Source organism: Nodularia spumigena CCY9414 (genome assembly GCF_000340565.2).
In the GTDB taxonomy this organism is placed as follows: Bacteria; Cyanobacteriota; Cyanobacteriia; order Cyanobacteriales; family Nostocaceae; genus Nodularia; species Nodularia spumigena.
Window position 1 is genome coordinate 621,154 of sequence record NZ_CP007203.1, and the last position, 26,094, is coordinate 647,247.

14 protein-coding genes are annotated in these 26,094 nt (G+C 42.8%); 5 read left to right on the top strand and 9 right to left on the bottom strand.

From position 1 onward, the window contains the following. Nucleotides 1–42: 42 nt before the first annotated feature. Together NSP_RS02835 and lepA are read right to left on the bottom strand one after the other, a co-directional pair. Nucleotides 43–1,233 (bottom strand): glycosyltransferase family 4 protein, encoded by a 1,191-nt coding sequence (locus NSP_RS02835; protein WP_017803775.1) that lies wholly within the window; start codon nt 1,231–1,233, stop codon nt 43–45. A gap of 326 nt (nt 1,234–1,559) precedes the next feature. Next, nucleotides 1,560–3,371 (bottom strand): translation elongation factor 4, encoded by a 1,812-nt coding sequence (lepA, locus tag NSP_RS02840; RefSeq protein ID WP_017803776.1) that lies wholly within the window; start codon nt 3,369–3,371, stop codon nt 1,560–1,562. Between the two features lie 450 nt (nt 3,372–3,821). Here lepA and NSP_RS02845 point away from each other — a divergent pair, with 450 nt between their 5' ends. From NSP_RS02845 to NSP_RS02860, 4 genes are all read left to right on the top strand, one after another. Further along, entirely contained in the window at nt 3,822–4,058 is a 237-nt protein-coding gene (locus tag NSP_RS02845) for a hypothetical protein (RefSeq protein WP_042202456.1), read from the top strand. Between the two features lie 179 nt (nt 4,059–4,237). Further along, nucleotides 4,238–6,001, top strand: coding sequence for a sensor histidine kinase (locus NSP_RS02850; RefSeq protein WP_006197324.1), 1,764 nt, complete (start codon nt 4,238–4,240; stop codon nt 5,999–6,001). 200 nt (nt 6,002–6,201) lie between these two features. Further along, nucleotides 6,202–6,432: a NifU family protein gene (locus tag NSP_RS02855; RefSeq protein WP_006197325.1), complete on the top strand. Its 231-nt coding sequence runs from the start codon at nt 6,202–6,204 to the stop codon at nt 6,430–6,432. A 202-nt stretch (nt 6,433–6,634) separates the two neighbouring features. Beyond that, nucleotides 6,635–8,869, top strand: a complete 2,235-nt coding sequence (locus tag NSP_RS02860; protein WP_006197326.1) for a glycoside hydrolase family 57 protein — start codon at nt 6,635–6,637, stop codon at nt 8,867–8,869. Between the two features lie 505 nt (nt 8,870–9,374). Here NSP_RS02860 and NSP_RS02865 read toward each other — a convergent pair. From NSP_RS02865 to NSP_RS02875, 3 genes are all read right to left on the bottom strand, one after another. Next, nucleotides 9,375–10,955 (bottom strand): beta-barrel domain-containing protein, encoded by a 1,581-nt coding sequence (locus NSP_RS02865; protein WP_006197327.1) that lies wholly within the window; start codon nt 10,953–10,955, stop codon nt 9,375–9,377. Nucleotides 10,956–11,212: 257 nt separating this feature from the next. Further along, nucleotides 11,213–14,209 carry a peptidase domain-containing ABC transporter gene (locus NSP_RS02870; protein WP_006197328.1) on the bottom strand — a complete coding sequence of 999 codons (2,997 nt, stop codon included), beginning with the start codon at nt 14,207–14,209 and terminating at the stop codon, nt 11,213–11,215. Between the two features lie 54 nt (nt 14,210–14,263). Continuing rightward, nucleotides 14,264–15,043: a peptidylprolyl isomerase gene (locus NSP_RS02875; RefSeq protein ID WP_006197329.1), complete on the bottom strand. Its 780-nt coding sequence runs from the start codon at nt 15,041–15,043 to the stop codon at nt 14,264–14,266. Nucleotides 15,044–15,870: 827 nt separating this feature from the next. Here NSP_RS02875 and NSP_RS27470 point away from each other — a divergent pair. Continuing rightward, a complete protein-coding gene (locus NSP_RS27470) occupies nt 15,871–16,023 on the top strand; it encodes a phage integrase N-terminal SAM-like domain-containing protein (protein ID WP_107805826.1) in 153 nt (50 codons plus the stop codon). Nucleotides 16,024–16,258: 235 nt separating this feature from the next. On the opposite strand, the gene NSP_RS02880 is transcribed toward NSP_RS27470, so the two are convergent. The 4 genes from NSP_RS02880 to NSP_RS02895 all read right to left on the bottom strand — a co-directional run bounded on the left by NSP_RS02880 (nt 16,259) and on the right by NSP_RS02895 (nt 25,926). Continuing rightward, entirely contained in the window at nt 16,259–16,588 is a 330-nt protein-coding gene (locus NSP_RS02880) for a toxin-antitoxin system HicB family antitoxin (RefSeq protein WP_006197330.1), read from the bottom strand. 2 nt (nt 16,589–16,590) lie between these two features. Beyond that, nucleotides 16,591–17,025, bottom strand: coding sequence for a PIN domain-containing protein (locus tag NSP_RS02885; RefSeq protein WP_006197331.1), 435 nt, complete (start codon nt 17,023–17,025; stop codon nt 16,591–16,593). A gap of 126 nt (nt 17,026–17,151) precedes the next feature. After that, nucleotides 17,152–17,466 (bottom strand): hypothetical protein, encoded by a 315-nt coding sequence (locus NSP_RS02890; protein WP_006197332.1) that lies wholly within the window; start codon nt 17,464–17,466, stop codon nt 17,152–17,154. Nucleotides 17,467–17,829: 363 nt separating this feature from the next. Then, entirely contained in the window at nt 17,830–25,926 is an 8,097-nt protein-coding gene (locus NSP_RS02895) for a phytase (RefSeq protein WP_006197333.1), read from the bottom strand. Between the last annotated feature and the right edge of the window lie 168 nt (nt 25,927–26,094).

The window sequence follows — 26,094 nt, forward strand, 5'->3', positions numbered from 1 at the left end:
CTCGGCGCTATTCTAGGATATTCACTGTGTTACTAGTGTGTTTTAAAGCCAAACAATTTGCGATCGCTCTTGCACGACTCGGTGATAAACTGTTTCTGTTTGCTTGGCTAATTTTGTCCAGTTGAAGCGTTGCGCTAAATCCTTGTAAGCATTATCAATCAACCATTGCCGATAACCAGGATGTTGCAAAACTTCTAAAATTCCCCAAGCCAGAGAATCGGGATTGTTTGCCCGCGTCACAATGCCTGTTTTGGTATGTTGTACTACTTCGGGAAAACCACCTGTATCGGATACGACAACGGGAACGCGAGAGGCAAAACTTTCTAAAGCGACAATACCAAAGGGTTCGTAAAGACTGGGAAATACGGCACAGTCAGCGATGGTTTGGAATTTATCTAAGTATTTATCAGAGATAAATCCTGTAAAATAACACTTTTGCCAAATTCCTAAATTCCAGGCTTGATGCTGGAAATTGTCAGTATTTCCCCCACCGATAATGACAAATTTTACATCTCCTGCCATTGAGTTCAGCACTTGAGGAGCAGCATTAATTAATACAGATATACCTTTCTCATAAGTTATGCGACCGACATAATAAACAATTTTTTCATGGTCTGCGGCAAATTGGCGGCGAAACTCGCGAGCATGAAAGCCTTCGTCGTGCTGTTTCTTTTCTGGTCGAATACCGTTATAAATCACATCTATTTTGTCCCCAGGACTGTGTAATGCTTGTGTGATTTCTCGCTGCATATACTCTGTACAAACGATAATTCGCCAAGCGTTATGAGCTAGTAAATGTTCTTTGTGATGAATATAACTTTGAATAGCAGTGTGAATACCATTGTGCCGCCCGTATTCAGTGGCGTGGATGGTAGCAATGAGGGGTATTTTAAAGTTATGCTTTAAGGCGATCGCCGCATCCCCTACCAACCAATCATGGGCATGAATTAAATCAAACGGTCCTTCCTCCAGAATCAACTTCCCACCGTGATCTCCCATACTCTGGTTCAGATTGCCTATCCAGTGGAAAAAGTCGTTACTATGTGCCACTGGGACTCGATGGACGTTGATGCCCTCAACTAGTTCATACATTGATGCTTGACCAAACTCTGAAGTAATCAGATGAATTTCATGTCCTAGCTTCACCAGTTCCGGGTATAACTCCGCTACATGACGGGAAATTCCCCCAACTATTCTCGGCGGAAACTCCCAACTCAGCACCAATATCTTCATTTACTAAAGTCTCCAATACCCTATAAATATCTAAAAATACAAAGATGGTAATTGTTACAATTTTTGGATAGAGATAATCAATCAAAATAACACAACCAGCGAAAGAGGAGAAAAATCTACCTCACCCCCAGCCCCTCTCCTTGGTAAGGAGAGGGGAGAATATAGCAACCGCCAAGAAGGTTAGGACATTTTTTATACAGGGCGGGTAAGATTTATCATATTAAGATGTGTACTTCATTTACTTGCAAAGTAGACAAAACCCTCTCCTTACCAAGGAGAGGGACAGGTTTTGCACAAGCTTTAGCAGGGTGAGGTTTTTCCCGTGGTTAACTTTGATCTAAGCGCAGCACAGCCATAAAAGCTTCCTGGGGTACATCCACTGTTCCCACAGATTTCATCCGCTTTTTACCTTTGGCTTGTTTCTGCAATAGTTTCTTTTTCCGGCTGATGTCGCCACCGTAGCACTTAGCTAGTACGTCTTTCCGCAAAGCTGGGATGTGTTCACTGGCAATGACTTTACTGCCAATTGATGCCTGAATTGGGACTTTAAATTGATGGCGCGGAATTAGTTCTTTGAGTTTTTCGGCCATGGAGCGTCCCATGTTATAGGCTTTATCTCGGTGAACAATCATCGCTAAGGAATCAACGGGATCACCGTTAATCATAATATCCAGCTTCACCAAGGGATTTTCCCGGTAGCCAATGAGATGATATTCCATACTGGCATAACCGCGCGATCGCGACTTCATCTGGTCAAAAAAGTCGGTGACGACTTCCGCCAAAGGTAAATCATAAGTTAGGGTGGTACGTCCTTGGGCGAGATATTTCATATCTTTGAAAACGCCTCGCCGACTTTGCGACAACTCCATCAAGCTACCAACGTAGGTTTCTGGCGTAATCATTTCTACTTGAACATAGGGTTCCTCAATTTTTTCCCGTTCATTGGGAGAGGGTAAGCGACTGGGATTGTCTATATATAGTTCTTCACCCCCAATCGTCACTACCCGGTAAACTACTGAAGGTGCTGTAATAATTAAATCTAGGTTATACTCTCGTTCTAAACGTTCCTGGACAATTTCCATGTGCAGTAACCCCAAGAACCCACAACGAAAGCCAAAGCCCATAGCGCTAGAAGTTTCTGGTTCGTATTTGAGCGCCGCATCGTTGAGTTCCAGCTTGCCTAAAGCTTCCCGTAAGTCTTCAAACTGGTCAGCATCAATGGGGAACATTCCACAAAATACCATTGGTTTAGCTTCTGTGTAACCAGCTAAGGGTTCTGCGGCTTTAGCTTTCGTTAAGGTAATGGTGTCTCCCACTCGCGCATCGGCTACAGCTTTAATGGCGGCGGCAAAATAGCCTACTTCCCCAGCGTGGAGTTCTTCAACTTGGATTTCTGTAGGAGAAAGCACGCCTAACTCGTCAATGACATATTCTTTCTCAGATGCCATCAAATAAACGCGATCGCCTTTTTTGATTGTGCCATCCATCACTCGGAAATAAACAATCACTCCTCGGTAACTATCATAATAGCTATCAAAAATCAATGCCCTTAAGGGTGCATCTAGCGTATCTTTTGGTGGTGGTATGCGCTCTACCACTGCTGCCAAAATTTCATTAATGCCAATGCCCTCTTTAGCAGAAGCCAGAATCGCACCACTACAATCTAAACCAATAATTTCTTCGATTTCGGCAATTACCCGGTCTGGTTCTGCCCCAGGCAAATCGATTTTGTTTAAAACCGGAATAATTTCTAAGTCATGTTCTAAAGCCAAATACAGATTGGCTAAAGTTTGCGCCTCTACACCTTGAGAAGCATCTACTACTAACAGCGCTCCTTCACAAGCCACAAGGCTCCGGGACACCTCATAAGAAAAATCCACATGACCGGGAGTATCAATTAAATTCAATACATACTCCTGACCATCCTTGGCCTGGTAATTCATCCGGGCAGCTTGCAGCTTAATTGTAATGCCGCGCTCCCGTTCAAGATCCATGTTATCGAGGAACTGTTCCTTCATTTTGCGCTCATCTACAGTACCAGTAGCTTGTAGTAAGCGATCCGCGAGGGTAGATTTCCCGTGGTCAATGTGAGCAATAATACAAAAATTGCGAATGCGATCTGCGGGAACGTCAGTCATATACTATCTTTGCTGAAGTGGCAACCAAAGTTAAACAAGAAATTTACTTCATATATTTTAATGCTTTCTTAGCCAAGACGCTGTTTTGGGAGGTCAAACAATTGAGGATTTTAAAAAAGATATATAAAGTCTATTTTACATGATGGGATTCACCAAGCAGGAGCGTACAATAAATATATATAAGTAAATAATGTAGAGATCGTGGGCTGTTACACTCCGTGACTGCCTAGAACTACTGATTTACTCCCACAAATTCTAGAGCTGTTGTCTAGCGAGTTTGATGATATTGACCATTCCAAACCAAATCCTGTGACTTTGGTGGAATTTTGGGGAACTATCTTATTGTGTAGTAAATTTGCACTTTAAGAGTAGTCAGTAAACTCACCCCAATAGGACATAATCACCGCGCGACAAAGCTTTAGAGGCAACAATCTCTGAGTATAGAAACCTATGAATATGAAAGAGAAAGCTACCAAGTCGGAACAACTACCAACCGATAAGGTAGAAATCGCTGTCCGCCTGGACTCGGAGTTAGTAGAGCAAATTCAGCACTTAACCAACGACCCTAGTAAAGTGATTGAAGTGGCGATTCGTCAATGGTTGCGCGGTGAGGTTCCCAGGGATGATGAACTGACACGCACCCCTCGTCGCGTACCTGTGCCGCCACGAGGTGAATGGAATGATTGATATCCATAAACAAGCTGTAAATAGAAAATGAAAAAAATGTAAAGTTGGTCAATCTCGATTCAATAAACGCCAAAATACCCAATGTAAGGATGCGAAAGCTGTAATAATTTACGCCAAAGTTTTTTGAGCAGCTGAAGCAACACTGTTCTGAGTTGCCATTTGTCTACCCAACTCGATTAATGACTATTACTGCTAACTCCCAATTGCCGAACTTATTTCCCCATAATCTGGAATATTCCACTAATAAAACCGATGGCTCCTTGCCAACGCTAGGTTCTGAGTTGGTGTATACGCAAGATGGAGCAGGACGCTACCTGACATTTTATTGGCAGCATAGCGAACTGTTGGGGTTAAACCCGAAGCAAATAGTTAATGAATGCCATGAGCAGGCGGTTTTTGTCCCTGTAGACAATGGTGCTTATTTGGAACGGTTGCATCGGATTTTAAATAGTTTGGTACCGGAGAAGTTTCAATGCTGGTTTAGCTACGACCAAGAATTGTTGGAGTTGGAGTTGGTAATTTGTCCGATGATGCCACCATTGGGAACCGTCGCTACTACAGTTTTAGTAATGGGGCGGTTATTGCAAGCTAGGCTCAAAAAACCAGAACTCAAGACGACACCACCAGAATTCACGCAGGTAGAATTGGCTTTACGTTTACTGCGGAATACCGGGCGAACGCAGCCATACCAGAAACTGGTAAATAAAATTACCAGAAATATTCGGCGGACATTGGATTTAGATGTTATCTGGCAACAAACAGTTGACAGTTTGGGAAAAGCACTACGGTTAGAGCGTTGCATTATCTGTCCTTACCAGGCCTCTAGTTCTAGAGTCCGGGTGATAGCAGAATATCACCACCCAGAGCGAGCTTCCATGCTTGGCTTAGAAATAGATGTCACTTCTGAGCCAGCCTTTGCTCAGGCTTTGGCAACCCTAGAACCCATTGTGATGGAGGTGCCGGGGTATAATCTGTGTCCCCAGCAGAAAATCTTAGTGGTGGCTACCTGCTATCAAGACCAAGCCAACGCCCTCATTGCTATCAGTCTCAGAGATGAATTTGACCCGTTGACAGATGTAGAACTAGAACTAGCAAAAGAGTTTGCCGATCAGTTGGGAACAGCGATCGCTCATGCTACTTTATACAAAGAACTAGAAGCAGCTCGTCAAAAAGCCGAAGAAGCCTCCCGCCTCAAAAGCGAATTTCTGGCTAATGTATCCCATGAAATTCGCACTCCTCTCAACGGCATGATCGGATTTTTGAAGTTAATTTTGGAAGGTATGGCAGATGATCCTGAAGAACAACATCAGTTCACATCAGAAGCCCATCATCTATCAATACATCTGCTCAATATTATCAACGATATCTTAGATATAGCCAAAATCGAAGCCGGCAAAATGGAGTTAGTTTGCTCTCCTGTCAAACTAAATGAGCTATTTGAAGATGTCGAAAATTTTCTGCGTCCCCAAGCCGAGTCCAGAAACCTCAGCTTTCGGATGCATATGCTTCCCACCTCCGATGAAATTATTGTCCAAGGTAATTACCAACGGCTGCTACAAGTCATGCTCAACTTGGCAAATAATGCCATCAAATTCACCCAAGAAGGCGGCATCACCGTCAGCGCTGATTTAGTCTTGAAGCAGGTGGAATTTCAAAAGCAGCAATTCCCAGGAATGGTGAGGGTAAGAGTAGCCGACACAGGTATTGGTGTTTCCCTGGATAAACAAGACAAACTCTTTCAATTATTCTCTCAGGTGGATGGTTCCCGGACTCGGCAGTACGGCGGTACAGGTTTGGGACTGGCCATATCCCAGAAGCTGATAGAGGCTATGGGCGGTGAAGTCCATTTTTACAGTCTTGGCGAAGGACTTGGTTCCACAGTCACATTCACAGTCCCTCTGTATCAAAAACCAGTTTTAGTTTCTTCTCACGATAGCCATTGAGATTATTTATAGTTTTCTCCCACCTATACCTGTGAAGTTGGGTCTGCTACTATACCAGCAGATATTAACTTGTCAGTCATGAATGCATGACTATTAGGTTTTGCACTCTGGTCAACACACAATCTAGGGGCGAATATATCTAAAATTAAGTTAACAAACTTTGAATATCAAAATTTTCCTACCAAAAGAGGTCTCACACAATGGAACTGACAACTGAAAACGTCGAAACAGTCTTAGATGAAATGCGCCCTTACTTGATGTCTGATGGCGGTAACGTGGAATTGGTAGAACTTGATGGGCCAATTGTGAAACTGCGGTTACAAGGTGCTTGTGGTTCTTGCCCTAGTTCCGCAATGACTTTGAGAATGGGTATTGAACGTCGCCTGAAGGAAATGATTCCCGAAATCGCCGAAATTGAGCAAGTAATCTAGATACGGCAAGGCATTCGTCAAAAGTCAAAAGTTAAAAGTCAAAAGGCTTGTATTTTGGGATTTTGAACTTTTTCCCAGAAATAGTATACCTATTTACGCCGTGCTGTATTAGTGGCTGGGGTGATGAAGGGCAACGGGAATAACCAATGCCCTACTCCCCATGCTCCATGCCCAATTCCCTATTTTCTATTATTCACTTTTTATGTCTCATCCATTACACATCGCTTTTATCTGGCATCAACACCAGCCTCTGTACAAGTCCCCTAAAAGCGGTGTTGCGCTTTCTACCAGTCAGCATTACCACTTACCTTGGGTACGATTGCATGGAACCAAGGATTATTTAGATTTAATATTAATTCTGGAAAAGTATCCCAAGTTACACCAGACAGTAAATTTAGTCCCATCCCTGATATTACAACTGGAAGATTATATTGCAGGCACTGCGTTTGACCCGTATCTTACGGCTAGTTTGACACCAGATGCCCAAATAACTCAGCAGCAACGAGAATTTATTATCCAACACTTTTTTGATGCTAATCACCATACTCTAATTGACCCTCATCCCCGTTATGCCGAGTTATATTACCAAAGACAGGAAAAAGGTGAAGCTTGGTGTTTGGCTAATTGGCAATTGCCAGATTACAGCGATTTGCTGGCGTGGCATAATTTGGCATGGATTGATCCTTTATTTTGGGATGACCCGGAAATTGCCGCTTGGTTAAAACAAGGTCGTAATTTTACTTTAAGCGATCGCCAGCGCATATATTCCAAACAGCGCGACATTCTGGGTCGCATTATCCCCCAACACCGGAAAATGCAAGCCACAGGGCAGCTAGAAGTCACCACAACGCCCTACACTCACCCCATTTTGCCCTTACTAGCTGATACCAACTCCGGGCAAATAGCAGTGCCTTCTATGACACTACCGCACCAACGGTTTAAGTGGGTAGAAGACATTCCCCGCCACTTGCGTAAAGCTTGGGAATTATATACAGAACGTTTTGGACAAGAACCACGGGGTTTATGGCCTTCAGAACAATCAGTCAGCCCGGAAATTCTGCCCTATATTATTAAACAAGGATTTCAGTGGATTTGCTCAGATGAAGCGGTTTTGGGGTGGTCTTTGAAACACTTCTTTCATCGGGATGGGGCAGGGAACGTTGAGAAACCAGAATTATTATATAGACCCTATCGCTTAGAAACTCCCGCCGGTGATTTATCTATTGTCTTTCGTGACCACAGATTATCAGATTTGATTGGCTTTACCTACGGTGCAATGCCACCAAAACAGGCTGCTGCTGACTTGGTGGGACATCTACAGGCGATCGCTAAAATGCAAAGAGAAAGCGACAGCGAACAACCTTGGCTAGTCACCATTGCCTTAGACGGGGAAAACTGCTGGGAGTATTATCCCCAAGATGGAAAACCGTTTTTAGAAGCATTATATCACAATTTAAGCAACGAACCCCATCTCAAACTCGTCACCGTCTCCGAATTTCTCCAAGAATTTCCCGCCACTGCAACCATACCCGGAGGACAGCTACATAGTGGTTCTTGGGTAGATGGTAGCTTCACCACCTGGATAGGCGACCCCGCCAAAAATCGCGCCTGGGACTACCTCACCCACGCCAGGGAAACACTCGCAAAACATCCCGAAGCCACCGAAGAAAGCAACCCAGCCGCATGGGAATCTTTATACGCCGCCGAAGGTTCCGATTGGTTCTGGTGGTTTGGTGAAGGACATTCTTCCAATCAAGATGCCATTTTCGACCAATTATTTCGGGAACACCTGTTAGGAATTTACCAAGCCTTAAATGAACCCGCACCATCTTATCTCAGGGAACCACTAGAGGTTCATGAAGCACGAACTGACCACAAGCCCGAAGGGTTCATTCATCCCGTCATTAATGGTAAGGGTGATGAACAGGACTGGGACAAAGCTGGACGCATAGAAATTGGCGGGGCGCGGGGAACCATGCACAATAGCAGCGTTATTCAGCGACTTTGGTATGGGGTAGATCACCTAAATTTCTATGTGCGGGTGGACTTTAAAAATGGTATTGTCCCAGGACGGGATTTACCCCAAGAGTTGAATTTATTGTGGTTCTATCCTGATAGGACAATGCACAATAGCCCCATTTCCATCGCAGATGTGCCAGATATCGCGCCACTTAATTACCATTACCACCACCATCTGGAAATTAATTTACTCACCCAATCAATCCAGTTTCAGGAAGCTGGAGAAGATTATCAATGGTGTCCTCGTTGTAGTCGCGCCCAAGTTGCTTTCAATAATTGTTTAGAAATTGCAGTCCCCTGGGCTGATTTGCAAATTTCACCAGATTATCCCCTGCGTCTGGTGTTAGTGCTGGCGGATGAAGCACGTTTTCGCGACTATTTGCCAGAAAATGGTTTAATTCCCATTGAAATGCCTTAAATCTCAATTTTGCCTCTTGTGAGGTGGGGAGTGGGGAGTGGGGAGTAGGGAGTGGGGAGTGGGGAGTGGTGAGTAGGGTAAAAACCTTTCGGTGTCTAACTTTTATGATCAGTTTATATCCTTGGCAGTTGCTATAATTGAGGGATTTCCCAGAAATAAATTATCGCCTCTTGTGGGGTGGGCATCTTGCCCGCCTCTTGTGGGCTACCGTGTACACACAAATGATTGAGTTACCCCAAATCTTTTTTTTTGTAGGGTGTGTTGTCGCGTAGCGCAACGCACCATCCTAAGTTTCGGTGCGTTAGGACTAAAGTCCATAACGCACCCTACCAAATGAAAGGTTTTTGGACTTGTGTGTATACCGTGGGCCTCTTGTGGGGGAGGGTAAAGATACCCGCCCTGATTACGGGACGGGTGGGGACACCCATCCCACAAGAAAATTTGAACTGTTTTTTTATTTGTCAGTCCCTAATTTGCACTTCATTTAATGAGAGGCTTTGTTTGATTAACGTACCTCTTTCAAACTCTCAACTTGTTTAGTAAACATTTCCGTAAATAGACTCATAACTGTACGTTCTTCACGTACCTTAATATTGGCAACAATAGACATTCCTGATTGTAAGGAGATATTTCTACCCTGAACATCTAAATATTGTTTATCCAAACTAATTGTTGCGGGAAATCTATAAAATTTATATGTTTCATCTGGTGGTAATGCATCTGAACCTATGCTCATGACTTGTCCTTTAATATCCCCAAACTGGCTGAAAGGAAAAGAGTCAATTCTTACATCAACCTGCATTCCTTCCCGCACAAAACCAATATCTTTATTGGTGATAAAAACTTCAGCAATATATTTATCTTCAGGCACAATTTGCAGGACTTCTTGGCTAGCATTGGCTACAAATCCGGGGTTTTTTGCTTTTAAATCAAAAATTGTTCCAGCTACAGGAGCGTGAAGTTCTTGATATTCAAAGTTTAACTGAGCTTGAGAAATCTTACTATTTAAATCTGCCAATGTTTGTTCGTTGTTTAGCACAATTTTCATGAATTGGCTATCAATTTCGGCAATACGTTTTTTGTTATCAGCTATTTTTTCTAAAACATTTTTCCCAGAAGCCGCCACAGTATTTTTATGTTCCTGCTGTCCTTGCTCAATTGCAAACTGTAGACGTTGCTGTTCCTCATCTAATTGTGCAATTTCGGCTTGGAGGGTTTGGACTTGTTGTTGCTGATTGAGATACTGAAGCTGAGAAATACCACCTTCTTCTGCGAGGGTTTTAATTTTATCTAAAATACCCTGTTGAATAGCTAAACTAGATTTAGTATTATTCTTTCTCACTTGTATTTGAGCAAGTTCTTTCTTCGTTTTCTCTACTTCTAACTGTCTTCCAGCAGAACGAGAATCAAATTCTCTTTGAGCAAATTGGAGACGTTTTTGTTCATCAACTCCTAAACCTGCAACTGTATTTAAGTTGCTTAATTCGGCACGTAACAATTCATTTTCTTTAATTAAAGCTGTCCTACTTTTCAAGAGAAATTCGGCATTTACTGGTAATTTACCCCTGGAAAATCCTACTTCAGATGCTGTAGTATAACTAGTTTCCATTAACCGACGATAAATTTGGTTTTCTTCAGTTAACGCCGTGCGAATCTTTTTTAAAGCATCCAATTCAGCAACGGTAGCAACAGTCTCAAAAGTTAGCAACAAGTCTCCTGGCTTGACTTTTTCTCCATCTTTAATATGAACCGTTTTGACTACTCCATTCACAGGAGATTGAACTTCTTTGACTGTCCCTTCTGGCTTAAGTTGACCTGTAGCAGGTACTACTTGCTCGATTTTGGCGAAATAAGCCCAAATAATTCCGAAACAAGCTAACCCGATTAAGGTGAGCATAATTGTACGTGACCAAATGGGAGATTGGCGTAACACAACTGATTGTTCAAAATTAGTATAGTTGGCATTTCCAAAAGGCTGATTAGCATCCTTCGTTAGAGGTGTGAGTACCCCCGGATTTGACTTAACACCGTTTTTTGGCTTACCGTTGCCATTATGACCGTTGCTATTTCCATTAAGTAGAGTCATACAATTTTAGATTTTAGATTTTGGATTTTAGATTGACCCCATAGATAAATTTAGGGGCGAGAGAATTTTAAATTTCGGACTTTCGATTAATTCCACAGATAAATCTGGGAGCTTGCACCATCAAGGAAGTATTGGTCATACAATTTTAGATTTTAGATTTTGGATTTTAGATTGACCCCATAGATAAATTTAGGGGCGAGAGAATTTTAGATTTCGGTGAGAGCAATGAAGCAACTGGTTTTATACTCAGCACTCAGTTACAAATTGACTTCTTGTTGCTGATAAAGATAAGAATAATGACCTTTAGCAGCAATTAATTCCTTATGGCTTCCTTGTTCGATAACTCTGCTATTATCCATGACAACAATCATATCTGCATGGCTAACAGTGTTGAGGCGGTGGGTAATAAAGAAAACTGTGTTACCTTCAAAGGCTTTAGCTAAATTTAAACAAACTTGTCGCTCTGTGGGATAGTCTAGGGCGCTGGTGGCTTCGTCTAAAACTAATAATTTTGGTCGTTGTAAAATAGAACGCGCTATGGCTATTCTTTGTCTTTGTCCTCCTGAAAGTCCCGCACCCCGTTCACCTACCCGTGTATTATAACCGTTGGGTAAGGACATAATAAAATCGTGAGCGACAGCAATACGAGCCGCTTCAATAATTTCATCAGTTGTAGAATCGGGATTGGTTAAAGCAATATTTTCCTGAACAGTTCCATCAAACAACAGTGTTTCTTGGGGAACTACACCCACCTGTCGCCGCAGCGAATAAAGTTCCACTTTGGAAATATCGTAATTATCAATTAAAATTCTGCCGGATTCCACTTCGTACAATCTCAGCAGTAATTTCATTAATGTACTTTTCCCTGAACCACTTTGTCCGACAATCCCAATAAATTTTCCCGATGGAATTTCGAGATTAACGTTAGTCAGTTGAAAGGGGCCGCTAGTCGCAAATCGGAAGGAAACATTTTCAAATTTTACGTTTCCAGAAATTGCTGGTAAAGGAATATTATCGCGATCTTCTTCACCTTCTTGTGGTGTATCGACAATATCGCTTAAACGCTCCAGAGATAAAGCTGTTTCTTGGAAAGTTTGCCAAAGTTGAGCTAATCGTAATATGGGGCTGGTGACGTAACCTGAGATAATCCTAAAAGCGATTAATTCACCAAGGGTTAATTCTCCTTGTAGGACTAAATAAGCACCTAACCACAAAATTAGCAATGCACTGAGTTTATTAAGAAAACTACTGGTAGAATTAGCCAGTGTGGAAGTGATGACGTTTTTAAAACCAGAGGTTACATACCTAGCATAACGCTCTTGCCAGGAAAAACGCGATTGTAGTTCAATATTTTGCGCTTTTACTGTTTGGATACCCGACATGACTTCAACTAAATATGATTGAGTCTGGGCGTTGCGTTCGGCTTTGGTACGTAACTGTTTTCTAATTGTGGGGGAAAAGATTAATGTGATAATAATAAATACAGGTATTGTGCTTAAACCTACTAAGGTTAACTGCCAACTATAAAACAGCATCACGACAATATAAATTATCGAAAATACGGCATCTAATACGACTGTTAAGGCAGTACCAGTGAGAAATTGCCGAATATTCTCTAATTCGTTGATGCGAGTGGCTAGTTCACCTACAGGTCGCCGTTCAAAATAGCGCAGTGGTAGACGTAATAAGTGGTCGATAATTTGTGAACCCAAACCCATATCAATGCGGTTGGTTGTATCCACAAATAAGTAAGTTCTTAATGTGGTTAGCAATGCTTCAAATATGCCGACTACTAATAGCAATACTCCTAAAATATTCAGGGTGCTAATGCTATTTTGAACGATAACTTTGTCGATAATTAACTGAATGACGAGGGGATTAGCTAACTGGGCTAACTGCACAAAAAACGAAGCAATGAAAACTTCTATGAGAACTTGTCGATGCTTTGACAGATAAGGAATAAACCATTGGAGTCCAAAGCGTTCTTGAGGTGTTTCTTTAGTAGCAGCGAGTAATAAAACTTTTACCTGGGGAGGTAAATTGCTTTCATCAACATCTAATTTGGCGACAAATTCCGCAGGTTTGCAACGGACAATTCCTTGGGAGGGTACACCTGCAACAATGGTATTAGGGTTTGTTTCATATAGAACAGCATAACTATCACCATAGTAAATTAGTGCTGGTGTAGGAATGCGCGTAATTGCCGCCACAGGTAAGTCGATTAACTGGGATTTGAGTCCAATTAATTCGGCGATGTAAGCGCAAGCTGGAAAGGATATGTTACCTTGGCGTTTGATTTGCTCAGTTAAGATGCGACGAATCACCTCCTTGCGAAAGGGCATTTCTAGGTGTTTCGAGAGCATCTGAAAACAGGCTGAGATGCTATTTAATTCGCCTTTTCCGCTAACAAATGGGTAATTTTGATATTTTTGTCTATCTTTCTCTGGAGATGGTTCTGGCTGGGGAATTTCTTGGTCATAGGCGTAGGGAATATCTTGGTGATTGGTGATCGTGGGTTGGGTATTATTTATAGGAACCTGCGCTTGATGACTATCTAAAAATGATAAGTCGGCTGGAGATAAACCTATCAAACGCACGCGATTTGTGCTATTAACTGCGAGTGTGTCAGTTAATTGTAAGCGGGAACCAGGAGGGAAATTGGTGACTGAACCACCACCACTGACAAACCAGATATTTTCGCTATCTAGTTGGATGACTGGGGTGATTCCTGGATTGAGGTAATGTATTTTGGCTTTGGATAAGGCTTGTTGAACCAGTTCTGTGAGGTTAAGAACTGCGTTGGCTTGCTTTTGGACTTGTGAACTCAGAACATCAAAAATTTCTATTAAGTGAGTGCGGTTTAAGCGTATATTGGCAAAGTCTGGGTAGGAAGCCAGGAGGCGTAAATATTCGGTTTTACTCAAGCTCAGACAGATAACTTCGGTGGAGGCGATCGCCGTTTCACAGGCAACTTCGCGTAATATACTAATCTCACCGATGATTGCGCCTGGTTGCAACAATTTTAATGTCGTAGGTGTTTGCGTTTGGGGATGATAGCCCAACAACCGCACTTTTCCTTCGTAAAGGATGGTAATTTGTTCGGGAAGTTTATCTTTCCCAATTATTTTTTGTCCTATACGGTAGCGCAAAGGTTGTAGTTGTTTGGAGAGATGAGTTATCTCTTCGCTAGGTAGATGCTCAAACCCCTCTAGGTTTGGAATGAATTCTTGAAAGGAACTGGTGATATAAGTCATTCCCTGAATAGTATATATAGAAGTGTATTGATAATTGCAACCTAAAAGATAGGTTTATATTTTCACTGTGGCTTTTTCTAGTTGCTGTATTTGCTGATTTGGCGCTGTCATCTGTGCTTGTAGCCAACTATGAAAACGTTCATTCAGCAAGCGTTGACGCAGTGAATTATCTAACTGTGTTACCAACAACTTTTCTAGGCGGACTATGACTATCCAGTTTTCTAATTGAGTTGGTGGTAAGAGTTGCTTTGGCTGGCTAGTAGCTAACATCCTTGCTAATGCTGGATGAATCGTTTGCAATTCCACTGGGCCGATTAAACCATTTGTCTGTGCTTCTGGCCCTTGAGAATATTCCCGTGCTAATTCGGCAAAACTTTGTTCTCCGGCTTGGAGGCGAAAATAGATTTCTTGAGCAATCCCAATGTTGTTAGTTCTGATTAGAGAATAAACTACTCGATCTAGTTGGGGTTTGCGCTGTGAATAATAAGATTCTAAATCGTTTCCCCAAGTTTGGTGCTTGAATTTTTCTATTTTAAATTGGCGGATGGCGATCGCCTTGAACTGCTCCGCACTCAGATTATTTTGCTCCAGCCAACGCTGAAGCGCATCATCAGAGGTAATTTGATGATGTTGGGCTAATTTTTCCCAGGCTAGTTTCTCTTCTTCTGGCGTACATGAGATTGGTGCGATCGCTTGGTCAAGCACCACCTCTTTGATTAGCGCTGGTAACATTTGGTATTTTTCCAGCAGTTGCAAAATTTCTGCGGTGGTTGACTGATTGAGATTAGTAGCCGCTTGTTGCCAGATATTGCCTGATTCTAGAACTGCTGTCATATTATTTTATTAACAATAGTTTTCAAAATAATACTGGAAAAAGTGTAATCTTAGGTAATTTTTCGATTAATTTTACCTATAATTTACATATATCATACTTTTTGGATATAGTACAAGTAAATGAGTATAGATAAATACAGGACATCTTTAGGGAATCTAGGCACTCTTTTAGATGCTAGTCAGGCTGGCTATATTTCTAGCTGGTTATATTTCTTCGTTGATTAATTTCTTTACAGCGATCGTGATAAGTTATTCAAACTGCTTGAGGAGAGCAAGTCCTAAGTTGACAATTTCATAGACAAAACTATACTTATATTGACAAAAATTAATATATATTTTAGGAAAAAATCAACTACTTGATATATAATACGGTGATATCAAGTATTGAATTGAGACTATTGCCGACGCGAAAACCAAGCAATGATGGTGGTAGTCTTTTTCAGAAACTTAATTGGAACACAATCGCGTCTGGCTAAGGCGTGAAAGTCTACTGAGGGATAACTGCTCCCATGCTCCCGTTGAAGTAGAAAGTAAAGTCTAGTTTTGTCTAGGTTTTATATAGCAGGTACATTAATATCGATTGGAACCCCCAGCTTTTGTGATAACTCTAAAATGCAACACAGTTACAGATGCATCAAGGGCATCTCCCTGTAATTCTAGAACCAATGAACTCATAGAATCTGGCTATCTCACTTCAAACCAAATCTTAACCGACTTAAGCACTATTGTTACCCAACAGAGAAAACTTATACGCACATTTCATCTGAGTGAGGTACAAATGGGCGGGCAGTCCTTGCCCTCCCCCACAAGATTTATAATCTTAAGATGTGTACTTCATTTACTTACATTGCTGTATTTACTGGATTAGGCGATATATCCTGTGTCATAAAAAATGCCATCCTCAAGATATGGGATCTGTAAAAATTGAAGCATTTTTAACACACCTTTTTGTCAATAGGAGGATCGCTTGTCCTATGTAAAACAATCAGAGACGTACCAGCATGCTTGGTATTAGCTCTGATTGTTGTTGATGCAGTATTGAGGTTTTTATGCCGCACTAAAACTTATTGATCAATTTGTCATACTCTGCGTGTGTCCCAATCCAAAACCAAGAAATACCGTAGATTTCGCGGACATCCCCAGCTTCAAACTCAGCTTGTCATGCGTTCAAGGTTCCTTGGAAACGACTTGTTAGCCCTCGTCACTCGCTCAACCTCAAGCTTTTGAAGCATCACGTATACGCTGCTGAAAAAGGACAACAATTTCAGGACTTAGTTCTTCTTCTGGCTGAACAACTTCTCGTTTATCTAAAACTGACTTAATCTCAGTTGAAGACGGTTGTCCAAGCTCTTTGAGTAAAGCCTGAAAAGCCTGTTGTTGTTGATTAATTTCCTCTAAAGGCGTTGATTGAACTGTGTAAGCTAATGTAACTTGACGAGTTAGCGTATAAACAATGTACTGATTTAAAGAAACACCCTCGCTCTCAGCTAAGTGAATTAACTGCTGGTGTAGTGTTTCTGGTAATCGAAGTGTTAATCGACTCATAGTTAACTTTCTTCCAGTGACAATTTGATAACTAATTCAACGGGAGTCATCACTTGTAAACCTAGAGACTCTCTAGCATTTCTAAAGTCACGTAGGTTAGAGGTTGTGACAATCGCACTTGCGTTCATCGCACAATCGATTACAAGATCATCTCCTGCATCTGGTGAAGTCGGTCGCCATGAATAGTAGATTGTTGTAAATTGAGCGCAACTTAACAAAGCACCTAAAACAGGTTTCAATTCTTGCCAACGAGCGTCTGAGAGTTTACGAGATAGAACATCCTCGTACTCATAAGCAAGTGCATTGGAGACATGAACTTGGAGTAAGCCAGCTAACCATGCATCAATTACTAAGCCAGCAGCACTACCCTGTTTTGTTAACCCCTCAAACACAACATTCGTATCGATGACAACACAAAGTAAGGGTGCAGTAGACATGACACTACTATAGCACCATCTTTAGTGTCATTAATATGTTAGTGCGTTACTACAATATCAGGCGATCGCATTCAACCTCAAAAGTAGTAGGCTTAGATTGCTGTACCAAGACGTAATAATAGATTTTTAGTCCTCAGTTTCTGATTCTTGTACAACCGAACTTAGCATTTCACCTTTGGCGTAAGCTGTGCGAAGTTTGTAAGAGATATTTAACAAATACTTTTCTGGTTTTGGCATTGGATGGCTTTTCCCTTTGGGAGTGAGCTTCTCATGTGCTTCATAGCGTGCAACTATTTTCTGCCAGTCGTTGGGGTACAAATCTTGAAACTTCAGAATAAAATCCTCATCTGAATGAGTTAGCTTTAAATTATTCAGTGTCTTTAAAATCTTCTCTTCCTTTTTGACAAAAACTTGTCCTTTAGGTACTCTTGCTCTTGCCATAAATCCTCCAGTTCAGTAGCCCTACTCACATAATTTTATTACCAACCTAAAATGTCTTGATCGTAGCCTCCAAAGCAAGAAGATAGCTAACTATCCATTATACGTAGAATATCGGTATAATCTTTTTCTAAATTTTAATATATCTAGCATTACAGCTACCTCATTTCCGTAAAACCGCCCTTTTCTCTTGTCGGGTAGCTTTTCGAGCGCTGATAATTCGGATCTTTTCTTCTCCATTAGTATGTGCAGACCCCGTTCGATCATGCTCCTTCGGATCTGCTACGCGATCGCCCATGTAAAAAAAATCAGAGCCACACCAGCATAGGTATTGACTCTGATTATTATTTATGCTATACCTATCGGTTAGCCAAAAGTCAAATTAACGCGGACAATCATATCGTTAAAGTCCTTGTCACCACGTTGTAAATCCTCAAAGGCAAAGACATTATTTCCTAAGAGGGTGACGTGATCTACCTGTGTAGAATTAGCCCCCAAGAATGGGAAATAAACCGACTGAGCATTCATATTTGCGGGACTACCATCAGCAATCATGAATGGTGCTAAAAGAGAACCAGCCTCTAAAATAGCTGTGTAAGTGCTTGTCTGGCGGTTATTCGTCGTTAAGTCAATCCCTGGAATACGCGCACTAACGGCGGCTTGGGTGTAACCAGCTTCTCCGGGAAGAATATCTGCTGTGCCATTACCGTCAACGTCAATACCCCCATTTTCATCAGTTACGCGATAAAAACTGACGTAGTTGTTTAAAGCGGCTTCTCGGTTGACCACAAATTCAGCTTGTACCGATTGCGTAATACCTCGTAAATCAATCAATTCAGCTTGTGATGTCCCTTGCAAACCTGTACCTAAAGGTAATGGTTGCTCAGTCGCCTGAATCTTCACCTCAAAATCTTCATAGGTAGAGCTAATCAAAGACTTTACCTTCCAAGCTAAGGAAAATTCATCGTTTCCCAAATCAGTAACTCTTTGAGTTGAAGCATCAGCAAATACTACATCTGTGATGGGGATAACTCCCGCCCGGACTTCATCACTTGTACCATTTGGCACTACATAGAATCTCAGATTATCGCCAGAATTAACTTCCAATAACCGGGTAATGTTGTCTTGGCTAAAGCCAGTAGGCAATCTATGCACACCAGAGAAAATTGCTTGCGCCCGTTCTAATGCAGCTTCCGCATAACCAGCTTCCCCTGGGGCAATACCGTTGATTCTACCTTCAGCATCATCCACCGTAAATACACCCAATTCATTCACCTGATTCGGTTTAGTTCTAGTCAGACTAACTTGGAGTTGTACTGTGTCACCGCTACCGCGAATCGTAAAAGTATCGCTACCAGGATTATTCACCAGTGGCACAAAATTGTTGTCGGCAATTGTCACAGTGGCAGTGTTGGATATACCGAGAACGTATTCAGCTTCATCAACTAAGTTGAGGATCACAGTTTCATCACCCTCCAGTAAATCATCATCTACTGGTGTTACTGTGACATCCACAAAGGTTTGACCGGCGGCGATAGTCGCAAAGCCCATGAGGTTGTTGTAATCAACGCCATTAGTAGCAGCACCTTCGACGGTGTAGTTCACTGTCAGGGATTTACTGGTGTTACCAATGCGGGAAATGCGGAAAACTCCTGGTTGATTACCTGCTTCTGCTGTATCGGGAACCGGGGCTACAATGCTGACTACAGGAGTAGCCAAATTAAGCGGCTTATCTAAACCTAAGAGAATGATTTCGTTGTTATCTATGACAGGTGGTCTACCGACTGAAAAGGGATAATTGTTATCGTTAGCCAGTAGGAGTGTGTTTTCATCAATTACCACCACAGATTCAATAGTGACAAAGGGAAAGGTAAATTTAGTGTCACCGTCTCCATTTAAATCATTGGGGTCACTGATATTCAGTAAATCAACAACTTCCTCTTTGGTCACAAAACCATTGGCATCTTTTTGAGACAAATCAATCTTGAATATCTTCTTGAACTGGGCATCTGCACCTTGATTATTGTCTCGTTCAATCACGAGAAATTCATTTTCATTGATTACGGTTAATGCACCGATGGCGTGATTGGGTTGTTCCATGCGGTAGTAGCCAGCTAAACCCTGATACTGCTTCGATTCCACATCAAATTCATAGATGCGTAAGGAATTAGCAGGGTCGCCAATTACAGTACCTTCTAGTAAGGGATAGATGGTTTTCTTATCCAGGCTGATAGCCATGCCTTCAAAGCCGCGAGAACGCGCCAGATTTGAGTAAACAGGATCACCCAATAATTGGTCAACCACTAAGCTACCTGTACCTGGGAAGTCAGAGAAGAAACCATCAACGCCTAACTCAATAAACTGTTGATATTCTAGTTTCGGATCGCCGTTGTAGTCTGGTGCGAGGAAAATATCTTCGTTGCGGAAGGTGTAGGGGTGTAAGAGTAAACCGACTGCATGGGCATCTTCTACCAGGGTGGTGGGTGCTTGGAGGACTCCACCTACAGAAGGGACAATCAGGCGCTTGTTGGGGCCAATACCTGCGGCGTAGGTGGCGATCGCCGCTAATTCTGTAGACTTGGTAAGGTCGCCATAGGTGCGGGAGTCACCACTAACTCTAAAATCATAAGGTCTACCATTCGCACCGCCCAGCAGTTGAATGAGGGGAATATCAATGCCGGCATCTGGCATGATCAACTGTTTCAGTTCCTGGAGATTACCCACCTCGAAGGATTGAATAAACACCCGTTCGGGGTCAGTAAACTCTTGGGCGACTAAAGTGTTAACTAGAACTTGTCCCAAGCTAATGTTGATGGGGGAACCATCTAAAAGAGTGCCTTCGGAAGCAAAGAAGGTAGGATGTTTGGTTTCAGGATAAATGCCGATTTTGCGTCCTGTTTCGGCTTCTACCTGTTTCACCAAATCAATGATTTCTTCCAAACTGGGAACTTTCAGCCCATCACCATCAAACTTGGTTCCCCGTAAATCTGGCAGACGTTCAATAGAATTGAGAGTTTTGATTTCTGCTAGGGTGAAATCTTCGCTAAACCAACCGTTAATTGTGCGACCATCAATAACTTTAGTGGTGAAACGGTCAGCAAATTCTGGACGTTCGTTAACATCGGTGCTGGTGTCAGTTCTATTCACTGAACCATCATCATTGAGAATTGCCAAGGCGTTTTCGTGACGCGCCACTAAATAACCATCTTTAGTAGCGACCAAATCAGGTTCAATGAAATCAGCCCCATCTGCGATCGCTAACTTGTATGCTTCTAAAGTATGTTCTGGACGTAAACCACTAGCTCCCCGGTGTCCAATTACCAAAGGTGCAGAACCATTTAAAGTAGCAAACTCAGGGGGAATTACAGCAGGGTTATCAGGGGAGATGACAAACTGCCCAGTTAATTGATCACGCACGCGATCGCCAGTACCTGGAAAATCTGTAAAATAGCCATCAACACCTAAATTAATGAAATCGATGAATTCCGCTTCTGGGTTGCCGTTGTAGTCGGCGGCGAGAAAACGCCCTTCATTGCGGAAGGTGTAAGGATGTACCAGCAAACCTGCGGTGTGGGCATCTTGCACCAGTGTTGTGGGAGCGGTGAGGGTTTTATCAGCATCGTTAACAACACCATCACCATTGACATCATCGGCTTGACCATCATTATCCGCATCAACACCTTGCACAGATTTAATCATCCGTTTCCAAGGACCAACACCAGATGCGTAGGTGGCAATTTCTTCTAAACCTGCTGGTGTCCGCAAGTCAGCATAGGTGCGGGTGTCGCCACTGACTACGAAATCATAAGGTTGAGTTTCAATCAGTGAACCATCAAGATTGACATCAATAGCATCGAATAACTGAACCAAAGGTATATTAGTTAACTGACTCAGTTCCTTGAGATTGCCGACTTCAAAAGATTGGATGTAAATCCGACTGGGGTCAGTAAATCCAGTTTGTTCTAAGGTTGCTAACAGGGGTTCTTCCAGGGACAAACCCAAATCATCGTGGAAAGTAGGATGCTTGGTTTCTGGGTAAATGCCAATCTTTTTGCCTGTATCAGCTTCGATTTGCTGAACTAACTGAATAATTTCCTCTAAAGTCGGAATTTCGTACAGACCGTTAAACACTTGGTTACGGAAACCTTGAGGCATAATCGCCCGTAGGGTCTTGATTTCCGCCAAAGTGAAGTCAGAAGCAAAAAAGCCTTCTTCCGCAACGCCATCGACCATTTTAGTGGTCAAGCGATCGCTAAATTCTGGACGAGAAGCAACATCAGTGGTAGCAATTAAATTAGGTTCATGACGGGCAATCAACACCCCATCCTTAGTAGCAACCAAATCAGGCTCAATGAAATCTGCACCGCGTTCAATTGCCAGTTTGTAAGCGCCCAAAGTATGCTCTGGTAGTTCACCGCTTGCGCCCCGATGTCCAATTACAATCGGTGCTTGACCATTAAGAGTATTTAAACTGACATAATTAGGCGTATCAATGGGAGCTTCTATCAGCTTACCAGTGGCATCGAAATGTAACAGGTAAGGGCCAAACTCATCACCAATCCAGAAACTACCATCCTCTGCAACTACCAAAGATTCAATATCGAAATCTGAACCAGTTAAGAAACGCTCAGAACTATCCTCATTGATAATCTTAAAGGGGATTTTATTGTCAGGGTCGGATAGTTGCACAAAATCCAACACATTCACACTACCATCGCCACCCTCTGCACCTCGGAAACTGGGGTCAGCCCGATAAATCCGCAGTAAATAATCAGGACTATTCGCCTTGCTACCAAACCCATTGTCAGACAAGAACCAGAAGGAATTTTCATCAGCAACTTGGACAGAACTAAATCCTTGAATCGGCTGTTTGGCAAAAGGTACATTCCGTCCGTTAGTATTACCTGTAATGGCAGTACCCGAAGCAGGCCCTTCAGCAAAGCTATCAGCCGGGAGGGAAGCAAAACCTACGAGTGTTACGTCTGGGGTAGTGGGTTGATTGTTGGGTTGTGACATAGGATTACGGGGGTCGTATGTAGTGGTGTCAATGTTTAGGGGATTGGGGAAAGCATGAGCAATGTTTTCCCAAGGGACAAATTTAAAGTTGCTATTGACGTTTTCTTGTTCGCCGTCATCTTCAACTAATTTGGCTGGGTCGTTATTACCATCCTGGGTAACAAACAGACCGTAAGGGAAGTTAGCGCCCAAGGGGACGTTAATCACATCTGCGCCGTCTGACTCTTGCACGCTGTCAATTGCGCCATTCCTACCAACGGCAAAGCGTCCTAAGTATTCGTTGTTACCTTGACGGTTATAGATAGCAAAGGTGTTATCCCCTTGACTGGATGCTAGTAGATAGCCTGTACCGTTAGCACCATAGTAAATCGTCAGTCCTTCGACATCGGCGGTGAGATTGCTACCACCCAAGTCTTTAACTTGATCGATGAGTGTGCCAGTTGTACCGCCGTTGGGTTCTGCTAGGAACTTCCAAATGCCGACATTTTCTTGACCGATGTAGAGGAAACCTGTTTCTTGGTCTGCCACCATCCCCTCGGTTTGGGGGTCAACTCCGGCTGTGGTGGGTACGGTGAATTCTCTAACTCGTTCTACCCCAATTTTGCCATTACCTTGATCAATTAGTTTGTACTGGGCAACATCTCCAGTGTCGGCACGATTAGCGAAGACATAGTAATCATTGGTGACGGGACTACGGTACATTGCTACACCGTAAGCGCTGATGTCGTCTGCTGAGTAAGGTGGGCTAAAGGGTGCAGCTTGGAAGAGAGTGCCAATATTGCTATCGGTAATGTCTTCTAGGTATTCACCGTTGGCGTTACCATTGGGATTTATTTTGAAGAATACCAGTGTATCGTTTTGGCGATCGCTTGCTACGGCAATATCAACAGACTCACCACCTAATTGAAAACCGTATTGCAAATCAACGTTGTTGTAACGAATACCACCAGGGTTAACTGTCTGCAATAAATTACCAGACAAGTCATAAACCCGGATACCAGCATTTTTCACTGCTGTGAGTACCAAGCTATCAGCTGAGTTGGTAGCATTCACATAAATTGCTGGGTCATCAGCATCAGCATTTTGATCAACAACAGACTGGGCTGGGTCTTCATCGTCAAACAAATCAGGACGGGTTTCTACTCTGGGGGTGACAGTCGCTACTAAGTCAGCACCCAAAGTCAGGATTTGGGTAAATTGGGCTTGGTTGAAGTTGTTATCACTCACCAATACAATTGACTGACTACCATCTGCCAATTTGGGGCCAAATGTAATGCCTTCAATGTTATCTGTCCCATTGGGCAAGTTGAGGTCATTTAAATTCAAGACTAGGCGCTTCTGGGCTGGTTTAATGGCAGCTAGTTGAGTTTCATCGAGATTTGAGAGGGAATCAATTGTGCTGATGTCGGTGGCATCTTGCAGAGATATTTCGTAGATTTTGATGGTGTTGCCTACGCCTACGGAAAAAGAGCGTTCCAACGCCAGCAAAGTACCTCGGTTATCAATGGCTAACAAATCCACTAAGCCATTATCATTAAAGGCTGTGATTGGATCTGGTGTGATAGTGGCATCAGTAATGTAGAGATATTCTTTTTCTGGTTGTCCACTGAGCAAGTTATATTGCAGAATCCGGGAAGGACTGCCATTACTCAGAGAAGCCCGTTCACCATCTTGTAACAGAGCATTTTCTGTGGCTGTGTATAGCGTTTTTTGGTTGGGTGTAATAGTCAGGCTTTCAAAGGCTAAGTTATTACGAATACCTGATATTTGAGTATCACCTGCATCTATAATTCCGTTGCCGTTGGTGTCTTCTATTACTGGCAGATATTTACTGGGGACAGAGATCGATCGCAATTCCTCTCCGGTTAAAGCAAACTCTTTAATGAAGGGGTCACTGACACGACCTGCATTAATATTGGCTTCACCTTCAGAAGAAACAAAAATAGTCCCATCTTGAGTTAAGGCAATACCTTCAGGGTCAACAGTTAACGCAGCAAAGAAATTACCGTCAGCATCTTTGAGGGGAGTGACATCAGTAAATGTTACCGCAGATGTGTCCGGGTCAAGAGTGAAGGTATAGAAACGCGCCGGGCCATTTTGCGAGCGATCATCTGAGATAGAGTAATAAAGATTATTTGTGCGATCGTAGGTGACACCAGATAATCCACCCATTTGAGTCGCTGTGCCGTTCACTATTCCCGCTTCACCAGAGGGAATAAAGCCTGTGGTAAAAGTAGTTTCGCCCTGGAATTGGATACCAGGAATAGTTTTACCCGCTTCTGTTGCTCCTGCGGCGACATCTACCCACACGAGGCGATGGTCAGAACTGGGGAAGGGAAACGTGCCTACAGGGGAGAAGCTTGGGTCAGTATTGAGAGGCCAAAATACTGCTGAGTCTTGAATTTGCAGGTCAGAAGAAGGTAGTACATAGTCAGCGCGCAAATTACCCGAGTTACCATCGGCAAAATCTGCGGTATCGAAAGCCGGATTACCTCCGTGATTCAGGTTAGCGTTACCTTGTAAATCTGACTGTTGCACAGCACCAGGACTGCTGGGAACGAAATTAGTATTAATGCCAGGGTTTTGTAATAGCTGAAGAATGGCATTATCAAAACTATCCCCATCAAAAGGATCGGCGTTTTGGTCGCCCATAATCACAAAGCGGGAACCAGGATTTAAACCACCCAATTGTCCCTGATCATCATAGATGTAATTGCCTTTTCCAGGGCTGATATAGTCTGACCACAGGCGAATCTCATCATGGTTGCGTTTACCGTTGCGGTCTTCTGCGCCATCAAATACAGGTGGTGTAGGATGACTGGCGAGGACGTGAATAATTTCGCCGTTCACCTTAATGGGGACATCCCAGTGACTCTTGGAAGAAAGCCGCAATACTTCTTGTTCCTCGGCTGAATACCAAGGAGTGGCAGAATCAGGAGTGGCAATCGTAGGTAGTAAAGAATCCGGCATATCCTTCCAGAGAAAGTTTTGGAAGGTGCGAACGTTGGCTGTGTCAATTTCGTACTTGGACAGCAACAACATCCCGAACTGACCAGGAAAATTTCCAAAGCCAAAAGCATCATCACCATATCCCGGTGCGCCTGGGGTGGTGACAACTGTGCCGTTGTTGTTTAAATCAAACCCAGAAGCAATACCTGTATTAGAGGGTGCAATGTAAAAGTAGGGATACTCCACTGGATTTGCACCGTTTTGGCTGATTGCAAGGTAATTTTGCAGAAATAGTTCAACAGCCTCAGTGGGATTAGCGCCAAAGTAATCAAATTCATTAATCAATAGCACATCTGGGGTGTTGCGCCGAATGATTTCTGCCACAGCTTTGGCTTGAGCATTGTCTGGAGTAGACAAATCGGTGACTAATTGACCATCAGCGTTGCGGTTCAGCGAAGCATTGAATTGGGAAAAGCGAACTGTACTGGTAGTTACCATGTTACTAGGAGGGGTGTTAATTACATCATCGACGCTGTTCAAATTCCGCCCGATAATCACCGGGTCATGTTCGGAAGAACGGAAAGCATCAGGAATATCTAAACAACCATTTCAACTGCAAATATCTACTTAGTAGGGGGAGGGTATGGTAAATCTAAGTATTAATTT